Annotated in this window: 15 protein-coding genes; 10 read left to right on the top strand and 5 right to left on the bottom strand. The window is 62.4% G+C overall.

The window, feature by feature from the left end; translation table 11 throughout:
• The first annotated feature begins 93 nt into the window (after positions 1-93).
• From KPG71_RS07035 to KPG71_RS07015, 5 genes are all read left to right on the top strand, one after another.
• The gene (locus KPG71_RS07035; protein ID WP_216337399.1) at positions 94-1194 is read left to right on the top strand and encodes an OmpP1/FadL family transporter; all 1101 of its coding nucleotides are present in this window, start codon (positions 94-96) and stop codon (positions 1192-1194) included.
• A 125-nt stretch (positions 1195-1319) separates the two neighbouring features.
• Positions 1320-2183 carry an ATPase gene (locus KPG71_RS07030; RefSeq protein WP_216337398.1) on the top strand — a complete coding sequence of 288 codons (864 nt, stop codon included), beginning with the start codon at positions 1320-1322 and terminating at the stop codon, positions 2181-2183.
• A 43-nt stretch (positions 2184-2226) separates the two neighbouring features.
• A complete protein-coding gene (metA, locus tag KPG71_RS07025; protein ID WP_216337397.1) occupies positions 2227-3150 on the top strand; it encodes a homoserine O-succinyltransferase in 924 nt (307 codons plus the stop codon).
• 120 nt (positions 3151-3270) lie between these two features.
• On the top strand, positions 3271-4140 hold the full coding sequence (gene ppk2, locus KPG71_RS07020) for a polyphosphate kinase 2 (RefSeq protein WP_216337396.1): 870 nt from the start codon (positions 3271-3273) through the stop codon (positions 4138-4140).
• Positions 4133-4750: a TetR/AcrR family transcriptional regulator gene (locus KPG71_RS07015; protein WP_216337395.1), complete on the top strand. Its 618-nt coding sequence runs from the start codon at positions 4133-4135 to the stop codon at positions 4748-4750. The genes ppk2 and KPG71_RS07015 overlap by 8 nt, the downstream gene beginning before the upstream one ends.
• A 3-nt stretch (positions 4751-4753) precedes the next feature.
• Here KPG71_RS07015 and KPG71_RS07010 read toward each other — a convergent pair whose 3' ends face one another.
• The 4 genes from KPG71_RS07010 to KPG71_RS06995 form a co-directional block, all read right to left on the bottom strand.
• Entirely contained in the window at positions 4754-6748 is a 1995-nt protein-coding gene (locus tag KPG71_RS07010) for an acyltransferase family protein (RefSeq protein ID WP_216337394.1), read from the bottom strand.
• Positions 6749-6823: 75 nt separating this feature from the next.
• On the bottom strand, positions 6824-7312 hold the full coding sequence (gene rpsI, locus KPG71_RS07005) for a 30S ribosomal protein S9 (protein ID WP_216337393.1): 489 nt from the start codon (positions 7310-7312) through the stop codon (positions 6824-6826).
• On the bottom strand, positions 7312-7776 hold the full coding sequence (gene rplM, locus KPG71_RS07000) for a 50S ribosomal protein L13 (RefSeq protein WP_073031533.1): 465 nt from the start codon (positions 7774-7776) through the stop codon (positions 7312-7314). Before rplM ends, rpsI begins: the two co-directional genes overlap by 1 nt.
• 220 nt (positions 7777-7996) lie before the next feature.
• Positions 7997-8416 carry a PaaI family thioesterase gene (locus KPG71_RS06995; protein ID WP_216337392.1) on the bottom strand — a complete coding sequence of 140 codons (420 nt, stop codon included), beginning with the start codon at positions 8414-8416 and terminating at the stop codon, positions 7997-7999.
• Between the two features lie 61 nt (positions 8417-8477).
• Here KPG71_RS06995 and KPG71_RS06990 point away from each other — a divergent pair, with 61 nt between their 5' ends.
• The 3 genes from KPG71_RS06990 (at position 8478) to gluQRS (ending at position 12073) form a co-directional block, all read left to right on the top strand.
• Positions 8478-9266: an enoyl-CoA hydratase gene (locus KPG71_RS06990; RefSeq protein WP_216337391.1), complete on the top strand. Its 789-nt coding sequence runs from the start codon at positions 8478-8480 to the stop codon at positions 9264-9266.
• A gap of 539 nt (positions 9267-9805) precedes the next feature.
• The gene (trmFO, locus tag KPG71_RS06985) at positions 9806-11167 is read left to right on the top strand and encodes a methylenetetrahydrofolate--tRNA-(uracil(54)-C(5))-methyltransferase (FADH(2)-oxidizing) TrmFO (RefSeq protein ID WP_216337390.1); all 1362 of its coding nucleotides are present in this window, start codon (positions 9806-9808) and stop codon (positions 11165-11167) included.
• 51 nt (positions 11168-11218) lie between these two features.
• On the top strand, positions 11219-12073 hold the full coding sequence (gene gluQRS, locus KPG71_RS06980) for a tRNA glutamyl-Q(34) synthetase GluQRS (RefSeq protein ID WP_216337389.1): 855 nt from the start codon (positions 11219-11221) through the stop codon (positions 12071-12073).
• A 10-nt stretch (positions 12074-12083) separates the two neighbouring features.
• Here gluQRS and KPG71_RS06975 read toward each other — a convergent pair whose 3' ends face one another.
• The gene (locus KPG71_RS06975) at positions 12084-12707 is read right to left on the bottom strand and encodes a helix-turn-helix domain-containing protein (RefSeq protein ID WP_216337388.1); all 624 of its coding nucleotides are present in this window, start codon (positions 12705-12707) and stop codon (positions 12084-12086) included.
• 66 nt (positions 12708-12773) lie between these two features.
• Here KPG71_RS06975 and KPG71_RS06970 point away from each other — a divergent pair, with 66 nt between their 5' ends.
• Both KPG71_RS06970 and KPG71_RS06965 read left to right on the top strand, forming a co-directional pair.
• Positions 12774-14300 (top strand): class I adenylate-forming enzyme family protein, encoded by a 1527-nt coding sequence (locus KPG71_RS06970; RefSeq protein WP_216337387.1) that lies wholly within the window; start codon positions 12774-12776, stop codon positions 14298-14300.
• The gene (locus tag KPG71_RS06965) at positions 14287-14940 is read left to right on the top strand and encodes a DsbA family oxidoreductase (protein WP_216337386.1); all 654 of its coding nucleotides are present in this window, start codon (positions 14287-14289) and stop codon (positions 14938-14940) included. The genes KPG71_RS06970 and KPG71_RS06965 overlap by 14 nt, the downstream gene beginning before the upstream one ends.

Below are 14940 nucleotides of genomic sequence, written 5' to 3'. Positions count from 1 at the left end.
CTTAATTTTTCCGTTACGTCACTGACGTAGCGTCAAAGATTGACCGAAACCATAACCCATATAGCATGCCTCTCAATCTGAGGAGGAGTCAGTATGAAAAAGACAGCTTTCACCGCCGCTGCCGTCATCGCAGCCACAGGCGCTGCTCAGGCCGGCGGGATCGATCGGTCGGGGCAATCCATCGACGTTCTGTTCCAGGACGGCAACTATGCCGAGATCAGCTTTGGCAGCGTGGCGCCCGATGTGTCGGGCACGGTCGCCGTTCCGGGCGCCGGCGTGCTCAGCTCGAACAACATGACCAATACCTATTGGACATACGGTGCCGCGATGAAGCACCAGATCAACGACAATCTGAGCTATGCGATCATCCTCGACCAGCCGTTTGGCGCCGACGTGACCTATGATCCGGCCGCCTACCCCATCAGCGGGTCGGAGGCCGAGTTGAAGTCGATGGCCCTGACCGGGCTGTTGCGCTACCGCATGGATAACGGGTTTGGTGTGCATGGCGGCCTGCGCATCCAGCGTGTCACCGCCAAGGCGTCGATCCCGTCGGTTGCCGGGTATTCGGTCAACGGCAGGGACGATACAGGCCTTGGCTACGTCGCCGGTTTCTCTTACGAGCGGCCCGATATCGCGATGCGTATCGCGCTGACCTACAACTCGCGCATCAAGACCGAGCACCAGACCACCGAAAACATTTTCACCCCGGCGCCGACTCCGCTCTATAGCGTTACGGAAATCGAGACGCCGCAATCGGTGAACCTCAGCTTCCAGACCGGTATCGCCAAGGATACGCTTCTGTTCGGTGGCGTGCGTTGGGTCGACTGGTCGGACTTCAGCATCGACCCGGTGATCTACCGGCAGGCAACGGGCTCGCCCTTCCTGTCCTACAGCGATGACACGACCACCTATTCCCTGGGTGTCGGGCGCCGTCTGAGCGAAACCTGGTCGGCCTCGCTGTCGCTGAGCTACGAAGACGGCGATTCGACCACGCCGGTGTCGAACCTCGGCCCGACCAGCGGCAAGTTCGGCGTGACCGTCGGCGCACGCTACAAGAACGACAACATCTCGGTTTCGACCGGCGTGAACTACACCTGGGTCGGTGACGCCACCACGACCATCGGGCCGCTGCGCACCAGCTTCAAGGACAACAACGCCGTCGGTTTCGGCGTCAAGGTCGGCTGGCACTACTGATCGCCAACCGTATCCGCTAAATCAGGCCCCGTCCGACCCATCGGGCGGGGCTTTTCGTATCTGCTGCTTTCGATTGACCTGCCCTGCCCCTCTGGCTACCACCATCGGGCAATGAAGGAGCGGTGATGATCTATACTTCGGCACAGGACTGGCGTGATGCCCCCGAGAGGCATGTTCTGTTTTACGGCATGTCGGGGCTTGGCAAGACCCATGTCTCGGACCTGCTGCGCGCGTCGGGCGACTGGTTTCACTATTCCATAGATTACCGTATCGGCACGCGTTACATGGGCGAGCTGATCGCCGACAACGCCAAGGCGCATGCCATGCAGGTGCCGTTCCTGCGTGACCTCCTGTTGTCGGATTCGATCTATATCGGCTCGAACATCACCTTCAACAATCTGACGCCGGTCTCGACCTATCTGGGTAAGCCCGGCGATCCGTCCAGAGGCGGGTTGCCGATCGACGAATACCGCACCCGTCAGGAACAGTTCCGTCAGGCCGAGATTGCCGCGCTGATGGATACGGCCCATTTTGTCGAACGCGCCCGGCGTCTTTACGGCTATCCGCATTTCATCTGCGATACGGGGGGCTCGATCTGTGAATGGGTCGATGGGGACGATCCGCAAGACCCGATCCTGACCGAGCTCAGCCAGCATTGCCTGATGGTCTATATTCAGGGCTCCGAGGCCCATACGCAGGCCCTGATCCGCCGGTTCGACCGCGCGCCCAAGCCGATGGCCTATCAGCCCGAATTCCTGGATGCGGCATGGGAGGAATACCTCGCCACGCATGATTGCACCGCCGAGAATGTCGATCCCGATTCCTTCATTCGCTGGACCTATGCGCGCGCCCTGGCGCATCGGCAACCGCGCTATGAGGCCATGGCGAAATGGGGCGTGACCGTCACCGCCGACGAAATCGCCGCCGTGCAGGACGAAGACGGCTTTACCCGGCTGATCGCCACCGCCCTTGAGCGCCGCAGCGCATAGTCCTATCTGACATCAACCAACTGACCCAAGGATATCCCGACACATGCCTATCAAGATCCCCGCTGACCTGCCCGCCTATGACGTGCTCACGCGCGAAGGCGTCATGGTCATGGACGAGGATCAGGCCGCCCGTCAGGATATCCGCCCCCTGCGCATCGGGCTGCTGAATCTGATGCCCAAGAAAATCCAGACCGAGAACCAGTTTGCCCGCCTGATCGGCGCAACGCCGCTTCAGATCGAACTGAGCCTCATCCGCATGACGGAACACCGCACCAAGAACACGGCGGCCGATCACATGCGCAGCTTTTACCGCCCGTTTTCCGAGGTTGCGGCCACCGATGAACGCTTTGACGGGCTGATCATCACCGGCGCGCCCATCGAACATCTGGATTTCGCCGACGTGACCTATTGGGACGAGTTGCAACAGATATTCGAGTGGACACAAAGCCATGTGCATTCCACCTTCGGCGTCTGCTGGGGCGGCATGGCGATGATCAACCATTTCCACGGCGTGAAAAAGCATCTTCTGGATCACAAGGCGTTCGGTTGTTTCCGCCACCGCAACATGGCCCCGGCCTCGCCTTACCTGCGCGGGTTTTCGGATGATTGCGTGATTCCCGTCAGCCGCTGGACCGAAATGCGTCGTGTCGAGATCGAGGCCGTGCCGGGCCTGCAAATCCTGCTGCACAGCGACGAGGTCGGCCCCTGCCTGGTGGAAGACCCGGAGCATCGCGCGCTCTATATCTTCAATCACCTCGAATACGACAGCGACACGCTGAAACAGGAATACGATCGCGACGTGGCCAACGGCACGCCGATCAACGTGCCGTGCAATTACTATCCCGGCGACGATCCTTCCTGCCCGCCGCAGAACCGCTGGCGCAGCCATGCGCACCTGCTCTATGGCAACTGGATCAACCAGATTTACCAGACGACACCCTTCGATCTGAATGTCATTGGCCGCTGAGATCATGTCGGGTTTCGCGGTGCTGTCTCCATAGCATCGCGCACCGCACGGCACGCGGCGCGCCGGATTGCGCCCTGCCCGCCAAGCGGCCATAGTACGCGCAAAACCAAGGAGAGGCCGATGGAACTGCCATTCGACGGCGAGATCAGCAGGTTCTATGAACAGGACGCGCCCCAGGACATTCGCAACGCCATCAGGCGGGCGGATAAGGGCGATATCCTCGATTCGTCCTATCCCCATTCCGAACGCCTGCCGCGCAAGCATTACGAGAAGGACCTCGAGGCGCTTCAAATCGAACTGGTCAAGTTGCAGGCCTGGGCCAAGGAAAGCGGCGCACGCATCGCCATCGTGTTCGAGGGGCGCGATGCCGCCGGCAAAGGCGGAACGATCAAACGCTTTCGCGAATACCTCAACCCGCGCGGTGCGCGGGTGGTGGCGCTTTCCAAACCCTCGGATATCGAGGCCACGCAATGGTATTTCCAACGCTATATCGATCATCTGCCCGCCGGGGGCGAAATCGTGTTCTATGACCGAAGCTGGTACAATCGCGGTGTCGTGGAAAAGGTGTTCGGATTCTGCACCGACGAGCAGCGCGAACATTTCTTCGCTCAGGTTCCCGATTTCGAGCGCATGCTGGTCGATGAAGGTATTTACCTGTTCAAGTTCTGGCTCAATGTCGGACGGGCCGAACAATTGCGCCGCTTCCTGCAGCGCGAAGGCAGCCCCCTCAAGCAATGGAAACTCAGCCGGATCGATGTCGAAGGCCTGCGCAAATGGGATGCCTATTCGGCGGCCATTTCCGAAACGCTGGAGCGCTCCCATACCGATCACGCGCCCTGGACGATCATCCGCTCCGACGACAAACGCCGCGCCCGAACCGAGGCGATCCGCCATGTTCTGAGCCATATCGACTACCACCGCAAGGATACCAGGGCCGTCGGCAAACCCGACCCTGCGGTCTGTGGCGGCCCGGGCATCTGGGATGGGTAAGCGCGGCTATCATCACGGCAACCTGCGCCAGGCCCTTGTCGAATCCGCCCTGCGCCTGATCGAGGCCAGGGGGCCGACCGGGTTCACCTTGTCGGAGGCGGCCAAACAGGCCGGGGTGACCCCGGCAGCGGTCTATCGCCATTTCGCCGGGCGTGACGATCTGATCGCCGAAGCCTCGCGCCAGGGCTACGCGATCTTTGCCGACGTGATGCAATATGCCTTTGAAAAGGGTCAACCCTCGGCGCTGGCCAGTTTCGAGGCGACGGGACGCGCCTATCTGGCCTTTGCCCGGCAATATCCCGGCCATTACATCGCGATGTTCGAAAGCGGCATATCGGTCAACCGCACCCCGGAACTGGCGCACGAGGCCAGCCGCGCCCGCGCCATTCTCGAACGCGCCGCCGAGGCCCTCAGCCAGCATATTCCACCGGGAAAACGCCCGCCCGCCGCGATGTTCAGCGCCCATATCTGGGCGATGTCGCATGGCGTGGTCGAACTGTTCGCGCGCAACTCTCCCGGCACGGCTTCGCCTTTCGCCCCCGAAGAACTGCTGGAATCCGGGATCGGGATTTACCTGCGCGGTCTCGGCCTGATCCCACCCGACGAATAGATATTACTCGCCGGACAGGATCTCGCTCATGCGCGGTTGCAACAGGCGCGCGCCATAGGCCGAAACATGATCCAGATCGGAATAGGCCGACCGCCCGTCGACGAACCAGCGATACATATCGCCATCGCGGAACGCATCGGACACCGAGACGACTTCGACCCCATCGAGCCCTTCCAGCTTGTCGAACTGTTCGCGCGCAAAGCTCTGCAAATCCTCGTGCCAGGCCACCGGCACACCGGCTTCGGCCAGCGTTTGGCGCGCCGCGCTCGAATCCCCGCGCAGCATCATCGCCGCGAAAATCTCCTCGTCGGGTGTGATCAGTAATTGCGGCACCTGCTCCAGAATGATGACCCGGACGCCCAGATCCCGGTAATGGGATACGGTCCGCTCCAGAGCCTTTGCAAAGATCGGACGCCCCGCCGCGCGGCCACCGGATTGGCGGGCGGGCTGGTCGTTCAGCAGGAAAACGTCCCCCTCACGCCCATAGGTGCCCTTGGTGTAGAGCGACCAGCGCGAAACCAGAACCACGGTCGAGATGTCGTTGTCCGCGACAAACCGCGCCTGCGCTTCGGCCAGATCGTGACAGGTGCCCAAAGGAAAGTTTCCGTTCAGGATATAAACCCCGATCAACGGCGGGCAGCCCCCCTTGATCCCCGCCACCAGCCGGGCGCCGCTGTCCTGAGAATATTGTTGGAATGCGGGCAGGATGGCGCGCGCATGGCTGTCGCCGAATACGGCGATCGTCTCACCGTCCTCGCGGCCTTTGAAGATCGTGCAGAAATTCCCATCCGGGTCGAGGGAGTCGATACATCTGACCGTCGGAATGCTGCGGGCCGTGCTGTCCAGCATCTCCTGAAAGAACGGTGTCATGCGCCCGTCCAGCCGACTGTTGGCCCAACCCAGTTGCATGCCCCCCAGGCCGAACACCACGAAGGCCGCGATCCCCGCCAGGCTCGCACCGAACAAGGCCGGGCGGCCCGGCAGCCATTTCCGCGGCCCGGCGCGGAACGGTTGCTCGATGAATCGCCAGCTCAGCACCGCAAGGGCGAAACTGACCAGCGCCAGCCCCAGCATGACCCACAGAGCGGGCTCGTGCAGGCTGCGCAGACGGGCAAAGGCAAAGACCGGCTGATGCCACAGATAGGCCGAATAGCTGACCAACCCGATTGCCACGGGCAGCTTCGTCGACAAAAGCCGCGCCACCATCGTGCCCTGTTGCGCAAACAACAGCACCAGTGCCGTGCCCACAACCGGCATCAACGCATAGATGGACGGAAACGGCACGGCCCCGTCATAGAAGAACACCGCATAGAGGATCATACCCAGCCCAAGCGCCGCCGCCGGACCGTTCGGCGCGACCGGGCGTTTGTACACGATGAAGGCACAGATCGACCCCGCGAACAGTTCCCACATGCGCGAGAAGGTAAAAAAGAAATTCTGGTCGGGGTAATTGCGCCAGCCCCACTCGCTCAGGCCCAGCGACAACGCCGCCAATACGGCAATCGCGATGATATGCTTCGAGCGGCGAAACGCCCCCAACCCGGCCAGCAAGAGCGGGAAGAACAGGTAATACTGCTCCTCGACCGCCAGACTCCAGGTGTGCAATAGCGGGCGCAACTCGGCGTCCACCGCGAAGTACCCGACATTTTCCCAGAAATGGACGTTCGAGATGAACAGCGCGGCAAAGGCCGTGCTGCGCAGGAAATCGTCGAAGGGTTCGGGCGGCATCCACATCCATGCAAACGGAATGCACAAGCCCATGACCACGAACAGGGCGGGCAGAATGCGCCGCGCGCGCCGTTCGTAAAACCGCAGGATCGAAAACCGTCCTTCGTCCCGCTCGGCGATGATGATCGTGGTGATCAGATATCCCGAGATCACGAAGAAAACGTCCACCCCCACATAGCCGCCCGAAAACAGGCTTAGCCCCGCGTGGAACAGGATCACCGGCACAACGGCCACGGCGCGCAGGCCGTCAATCTCGCGTCTGTATTTCATGGTGCCAAATAGGTCAGGAAACGGAAAAAGCGCAACCCACGGGCTGCGCTTTTCGATGATACGTTGTCGCGTTGCTTAACGCTTGGAGAACTGGAAGCTCCGGCGCGCCTTGCGCTTACCGTATTTCTTCCGTTCCACGACACGGCTGTCGCGCGTCAGGAAGCCCGCGGCCTTCAGCGGCGACCGCAGGGACGGATCGTAAAGTTGCAGCGCCTTCGAGATGCCGTGCTTGACCGCACCGGCCTGACCCGACAGGCCGCCGCCCTTGACGGTCGCCATCACGTCGAACTGGTCTTCGACACCGGCCACGGTGAAGGGCTGGCGCAGGATCATCTGCAAAACCGGACGGGCGAAGTACTTATTCAGTTCCTTGCCGTTCACTTCCACCTTGCCCGAACCGGGCTTGATCCAGACACGGGCCACCGCGTCTTTCCGCTTGCCGGTGGCATAAGAGCGGCCCAGTTCGTCACGGACCGGCTCGCGCGGGGTTTCGACTTCGATCTCGGCAACGGTGCCCTCGGCAACCGATTCCAGATCTTCGAGCGATTTGATTTCTTCAGCCATCAGTATGCCACCCGCGTGTTCTTCTTGTTCATGGATTTCACATCCAGCACTTCGGGGCTTTGCGCCTCGTGCGGATGTTCGGTGCCTGCATAGACGCGCAGGTTGGTCATCTGCTTGCGGGCCAAGCGGTTGCCAGGCAGCATGCGCTTGACGGCCTGCATGACGACGCGTTCGGGATGCGCGCCTTCCAGGATTTCGCCGGTGGTGCGCGATTTGATGCCGCCCGGATGGCCGGTGTGCCAGTAGTTGGGCTTTTCACGCTTGTTGCCGGTCAGCTGGACCTTGTCGGCATTGATGACGATGACGTTGTCACCCATGTCCATGTTGGGCGTGAAGGATGCCTTGTGCTTGCCGCGCAGGCGCATGGCGATGATCGAGGCAAGACGGCCCAGAACAACGCCCTCGGCGTCGATCAGGATCCATTTCTTGTCGATATCTGCCGGAGTTGCAGAGAATGTTTTCATTGCAGGGAAATCCCTTGTTGACGTGCCGGGCCGGTCCACGGACCCGCCCCTTTGTTCGATGGCGCGGTTATAAACACTGCGCGGCACAGGTCAAGCGTGACAATGCCGATTAAATCGTTTGTTTTCATGCTCTTAAAATTAAGGTATTAAAATACCCCACGTCAAATCCATCTTCTGCCAAAAAAACGACCGCAGGGACAGCGCCCCGCCCACGCCCGTCTCATCCGGGCGGGATCGAATAGGTCAGGCTGGCGCGTGCCACCGGGGCCTCGACCCCCTGGGAGAACAACAGCACTTCGCCCACCGCCAGCACCCGGCCCAGTTTCAGCAACCGGCATTCGGCGATCAGGTCCGCGCCCGCGGCGGGTTTGCGCATGAAATCTATGCTGCAATTCGTGGTCACTGCCAGCGCCTTGGGTCCGATCATCGCCAGGATCGCAAGATAGACCGACACATCGGCCAGCGCGAACATCGTCGGCCCAGATACCGTGCCGCCCGGCCGCAAATGCCGCTCTTCCGTCACCAGCCGCACACGAATGCGGTTTTCGCCGACATCCTCGATGGCGAAATCGCCCGCGACCTGCGGAAATTCCGCCACCAGAAACTCCGCCAGCTGTTCTCGTGTCATTTTCAGGCTCATGCGCTTCCCTCCCTGCCCCTTCATGCCTAAACTTGTCCACAACATCAGGAGGAGGTTCAAGATGGCAATTCTCGAACGCAGCGACCGTGGCGCGGTCGCACGGCTGACGCTCAATCATCCCGAAAAGCTGAATGCGCTCAGCGATGCGATGCTGGCCGCCCTGCAGGCCGAGTTCGACAGCCTCGCCACGGATGACACGATCCGCGTGGTCATCATCTCCGGCACCGGCAAGGCGTTCTGCGCGGGCCACGACCTCAAGGAAATGACCCAGGGCCGTCAGGCCGAGGATGGCGGGCGTGCCTATTTCGCCGATCTGTTCGCCCGCTGCGCCAGGGTGATGACGGCCATTCGCACCCTGCCCCAGCCGGTGATCGCACAACCTCACGGCATCGCCACCGCCGCCGGGTGTCAGCTTGTGGCGTCCTGCGACATGGCCGTCGCCGCCGAAGGAACGCGCTTTGGCGTGAACGGCGTCAATATCGGCCTGTTCTGTTCGACCCCGATGGTCGCCCTGTCGCGCAACATCCCGCGCAAACAGGCGTTCGAGATGCTGACCACCGGGGACTTCATCGGCACGACCCGCGCGCTGGAGTTGGGGCTGATCAACCGCATTGTCCCGCATGAGCAACTGGAGGCCGAAACCGACGCTCTGGCCGATAAGGTCGCGGCCAAGCTGGGCGCCGCCGTGCGCATCGGCAAGCGCGCCTTTTACGATCAGATCGAAATGCCGCTCGATCAGGCTTATGCCTATACGGGCGAGGTGATGGTCGAAAACATGCTGTATCGCGATACCGCCGAAGGCATTGCCGCTTTTCTTGAAAAACGCGTGCCGGAATGGGATCAGGACTGACTTTATCCGCATCAATGAATGCCGATCAGACCTATTGTTCCTTCGCCTGAAACAAATTAGACACCGCTCCAAAGCCGAAATCCCCGGCGCGCGATATGGCGCTTCGGGGATTTCCAATCGTTAACAGTCTGTTAATGCCATTGTTTCCAAAAGCGAACCACACCGTTTCCTGATCTGTAGTTTTCTTGTGACGTATTTCTGCCATTTTTGTCTTGGGGTTGGTGTAGGTAACATTCGAAGGACTCGGATAAGCGTTTTTGATCAGCAAAGTATTACGGCTTATGCCAACCCCACGATTGCCAATAAAACAAGGGGTTCGGCTTCGCGGTGACATGATCACCGCCTACGCGATTTCCCGGCGTCAAGATTTCTCCACATTTGCCTTGTTTTCGTCACATCTCACTTTTCATGGCCTGTGGGCGCGCAAACCGAACCCGTGAAAATCGGCACGCGCCTCAAGGGCGCTGCGGTGCGGGCCCTGCACGGCCACCCTTCCTGAACCCTTCCCAAACGCCGCGCGATCCCCTACATCGCAGGCCATGAGCAACACACTTCATATCGTCGGCGGCGGCATGGCCGGGTCCGAGGCCGCCTGGCAGGCGGCGCAGATGGGCGTTCCCGTGGTGATCCACGAAATGCGCCCCAAGGTCGAAACCTTCGCCCATCGCACCGGCGACCTGGCCGAGATGGTCTGTTCCAACTCGTTCCGCTCGGACGATGACGAACAGAACGCCGTCGGCCTGCTGCATTGGGAAATGCGCGCCGCGAACGGGCTGATCATGGCGATGGCTGACCGCCACCGCCTGCCCGCAGGCGGGGCGCTGGCCGTGGATCGCGACCCGTTCGCCCAATCGGTCACCAGAGAGTTGCGCGCTCATCCCCTGATCACCGTCGAAGAGGGCGAGATCACCGCCCTCCCCGATGACGGGCACTGGATCATCGCCACCGGCCCGCTGACGAGTCAGGGGTTGGGTCAGGCCATCGCGCAGGAAACCGGAACCGATGCGCTGGCCTTTTTCGACGCCATCGCGCCCATCGTCTATTTCGACAGTATCGACATGTCGCAGGCTTGGATGCAGTCGCGCTATGACAAGGGCGAAACCGAGGAAGAGCGCACCGCCTATCTCAACTGCCCGATGACACGCGATCAGTACGAGGCTTTCATCGACGCCCTGATGGCCGCCGACAAGACCGAGTTTCACGAGGGCGAGACCGCTGGGTATTTTGACGGATGCCTGCCGATCGAGGTGATGGCCGAACGCGGTCGCGAAACCCTGCGCCACGGCCCGATGAAACCCGTCGGCCTGACCAACCCGCACCAGCCCGATGTCAAACCCTGGGCCGTGGTGCAATTGCGCCGCGACAATGCCCTGGGGACGCTCTATAACATCGTCGGCTTCCAAACCAAGATGAAATATGGCGCGCAAACATCTGTTTTCAAAATGATTCCGGGTCTTGAAAATGCCAGTTTCGCGCGCCTCGGCGGAATTCACCGCAATACGTTCCTGAACTCACCGACACTGCTGGATGACCGGATGCGCCTGAAATCGCGGCCCCATATCCGCTTTGCAGGGCAGATCACCGGGGTCGAGGGATATGTCGAATCCGCCGCGATGGGCCTTTTGGCGGGGCGTCTGGCCGCCTCGGAAATCCTCGGTCAACCGCTGCCCCCACCGCCGCAAGACAGCGCCATGGGGGCCCTGATCCACCACATCACCGGCGGGGCCGAGGCCAGGACGTTCCAGCCGATGAACGTCAATTTCGGCCTGTTCCGGCCGGTCGAGGGGCTCAAGGGCGGGCGCAGGGGCCGCAAGGACCGCTACAAGGCCTATACCGACCGCGCCAAAGCCGCCTGGACGGATTGGCTGGACCAGACCGCTCCGGCGCTGGCTCAGGGCTGATACTGCCGGGATGCGACACATGAACAGCGTCCCCTTAGTCCCGGTAATCAAATGACGTTTAGGACCCGCTTCGCCCCATCCCCGACCGGCCCTTTGCATCTGGGGCATGCCTATTCCGCGCTTCTGGCGCATGACATGGCACAGGCGGCGGGCGGGGTGTTCCTTTTGCGGATCGACGATCTGGACCGGTCCCGCTCGCGCCCCGAATGGGAGGCGCAGATCTATGACGACCTGCACTGGCTGGGGCTGACATGGCCAACCCCTGTCTTGCGCCAGTCCGAGCGCCTGCCCGGGTATCGGGAGGCGCTTGAAATCCTGTGGAATCAGGAGCTTCTCTACCCATGCTCATGCAGCCGTGCCGATATCCGCGCCGCCGCCTCGGCCCCGCAAGAAGGCGCGCCGCTGCACGGCCCTGACGGGATGATCTATCCGGGCACCTGCCGCCCCGCCACCCCGCCTACCGGCCCGATGCCCGACAAACCGCTGCGGCTCGATATGGCCCGCGCGCTGGCGCGTCTGGAGCGGCCGGTTACGTTCTCGGAAACCGGCAGCGGCCCGGATGGCGAAACCGGCCGGATCACCCCGCTGGATATGGCGGCCACCGTGGGCGACGTGGCGCTGGCGCGGCCCGGCATGGGGGCGTCCTATCACCTGTCCGTCGTGCTGGACGATGCCGATCAGCAGGTCAGTCACGTGATCCGTGGGCAGGATCTGTTCAGCGCCACGCAGATTCATGTCGTCCTGCAACGCCTTCTGGGCCTGCCGACGCCGATCTATCACCACCACCGCCTGATCCGCGACGATACCGGCAAGCGACTGGCCAAGCGCGACGACGCCCGCGCCATCGCCACCTATCGTTCTGAGGGACGCAGCCCAAGGGATATTCGCGATATGGTAGGCTTTTAGGCGGCGAACTTCACGTCAGCGACGTAACCCACAGGATCGTCGCATCCTCGTCGCTCACCGACACCACGTTATGCCCCATCGTCGCGTCGTAATAGGCGCTGTCGCCCCGGCGCATCTCGATCGGCTCGTAGAATTCCGTATACAGCCGGATCACCCCGGTCAGCACATACAGGAATTCCTCGCCGTCATGGCGCACCCAGCCATCGAATTCCTCGACGCTGCGCGCCCGGATACGGGCGCGATAGGGCATCATGCGCTTCTTGGTCAGGGTCTCGGCCAGCAATTCATGCTCATAGGTGGCGGTGGCCTGCTGCTGCCCCTCGCCCGCCCGTGTCATCGACATCCGCCCGCTGATCTGCTCGCGCTGCGGCGGGGTGAACAGTTGCGGCACGGAAATCTCCAGCCCCACCGCCAGCTTTTTCAGCGCGTCGTAGGTGGGCGACATCTGCCCGTTCTCGATCTTCGACAGGGTCGAGCGCGCCAGCCCCGCCTGACTGGCCGCCTGTTCCAGCGTCCAGCCCCGCGCCTTGCGCAGCTCACGCACCCGTTCGCCAAGGTTCAACGGCTCCGCCGTTTCGTCGCGGCCATTCTCGCGGGCCACGCGGATCAGGTTCTGAGGTGTCGTTCGCTGCATAAGCCGTTCCTATAAGAGCACTCAGCCCCACTTGCAACTGAGGGGCGCGCGGCCTAATCCCTGCGCATGCTTGCCGAAACCCACACCGCCCCGCACCCGCCCTGCCCCGCGCCGTTCAATCTGGCGGCCCATGTGCTGGCCCATGCCGACGATACCCCCGACAAGGTGGCGCTGGCCATCCTGCGGCTCTCGGGCGCCGAACGCTGGAGCTATGCGTGCCTCAAACAGGCGGTGCTGGGCACCGGCACCGGATTGTTGCAAACCGGGCTGAAACCGGGCGACCGGGTGCTGATGCGGCTTGGCAATACGGTCGAATTTCCCATCGCCTACCTGGGGGCCATCGCCGTGGGGCTGGTGCCCGTGCCGACCTCGTCGCAACTGACCGCGCCGGAGGTGGAGAAGATGATCGCCACGCTGAATCCGGCGGTCATCCTGCTTGGGCCCGGCATCGCCTGCCCGGAAACCGATGTGCCCATCATCGACCAGCCCGCGCTGGAGGACATGCGCGACCTGCCCCCGGCTGAATGGGACATGGGCGATCCCGACCGCATGGCCTATATCATCTACACTTCCGGCACATCGGGCGTGCCGCGCGCCGTGTGCCACGCCCATCGCGCCATCTGGGCACGCCAGATGATGATCGGCGGCTGGAGCGGTCTGCACGCCGACGATCGGCTGTTGCATGCCGGCGCGTTCAACTGGACCTATACGCTCGGCACCGGGCTGATGGACCCCTGGACCGTGGGCGCCACCGCGCTGATCCCCGAACCGGGCATCACGCCCGCGCAACTGCCGCTGCTGCTGAAACGCCATGACGCGACGATCTTTGCCGCCGCGCCGGGCGTCTTTCGCAAGATGCTTGGCCCTGACACGCCCCTGTCGCTGCCCAAACTGCGCCACGGGCTGGCTGCGGGCGAAAAACTGTCGGACAATATCCGCCATCATTGGGAGGACGCGACCGGCACCGCCATACACGAAGCCTATGGCATGTCCGAATGCTCCACCTTCATATCGGCCAGCCCCGACCACCCGGCCAGCCCCGGCACTCTGGGCCGCCCGCAACCGGGCCGCCAAGTCGCCATCGTCGGCCCCGACGGTCCCGTGGAGATCGGGCAGGAAGGCACCATCGCCATTCACCGCAGCGATCCGGGGCTGATGCTGGGCTATCTGAACGCACCCGAAGATACCGCCGCCCGGTTTCAGGGCGACTGGTTCCTGACCGGCGATCAGGGCATGATGGACGACAGAGGCGACATCGCCTATCTGGGCCGCGCTGACGACATGATGAACGCGGGGGGCTTTCGCGTTTCGCCACTCGAAGTCGAAACCGTTCTCAATCGCTACCCGGACATCACCCAGGCCGCCGTCACCGATATCGAGGTCAAACAGGACACGCGCCTGATCATGGCCTTCTACACCGCGCCCAACCCGGTGGACGCCGACGCCCTGAACGCCTATGTGCAGGAGAACCTCGCCGCCTACAAACGCCCGCGTGGCTATTTCCATGTGGAAAGCCTGCCCACCGGCGCGAACGGCAAACTGCTGCGGCGGGAATTGCGTCCGATTTACGAGGTCCTGAATGGTCAAGCTTGATATCGTCTCCGATCCGATCTGCCCGTGGTGCTATATCGGCAAGACCTTGCTGGACGCCGCCCTCGGGGATCGGCCAAACCATCCGTTCACGATCCACTGGCATCCGTTTCAGCTCAATCCCGACATGCCGCGCGAAGGCATGGACCGCCGCGCCTATCTCGAAGCCAAGTTCGGCGGCAAGGACGCCGCGGTGCAGGCCTACCTGCCGGTTGCGGAAAAGGCCGCCGAGGCCGGTCTGAAGATTGATTTCGAGGCCATCGAACGCACCCCAAACACGCTGGACGCCCATCGCCTGATCCACTGGGCGGGCATCGAGGATCGCCAGACGGCAATGGCCATGGCGCTGTTTCGGGCCTATTTTCAGGACGGGCGCGACATCGGCGATCACGATGTTCTGGCCGATCTGGCCGACGGGCTGGAAATGGACGCCGCCTTGGTGCGCCGCCTGCTGGCCTCGGACGCGGATACGGACGCCATTCGCACCAGCGATGCGCAGTTTCGCGAAATGGGCATCTCCTCGGTGCCGACCTTCATCGTCAACGGCCAGCACGCCGTGCCCGGCGCGCAGCCGCCCGACCTGTGGCTCAAGGTGATCGACGAGATCACCGCGCAGCTCGACCAAGCGCCGGGCGAAAGCTGA

Source organism: Roseovarius sp. PS-C2, from assembly GCF_018862045.1.
Classification (GTDB): Bacteria; Pseudomonadota; Alphaproteobacteria; order Rhodobacterales; family Rhodobacteraceae; genus Roseovarius.
The sequence above is the reverse complement of the archived record's forward strand: the minus strand, read 5'-3'. Positions and strand labels throughout refer to the sequence as shown.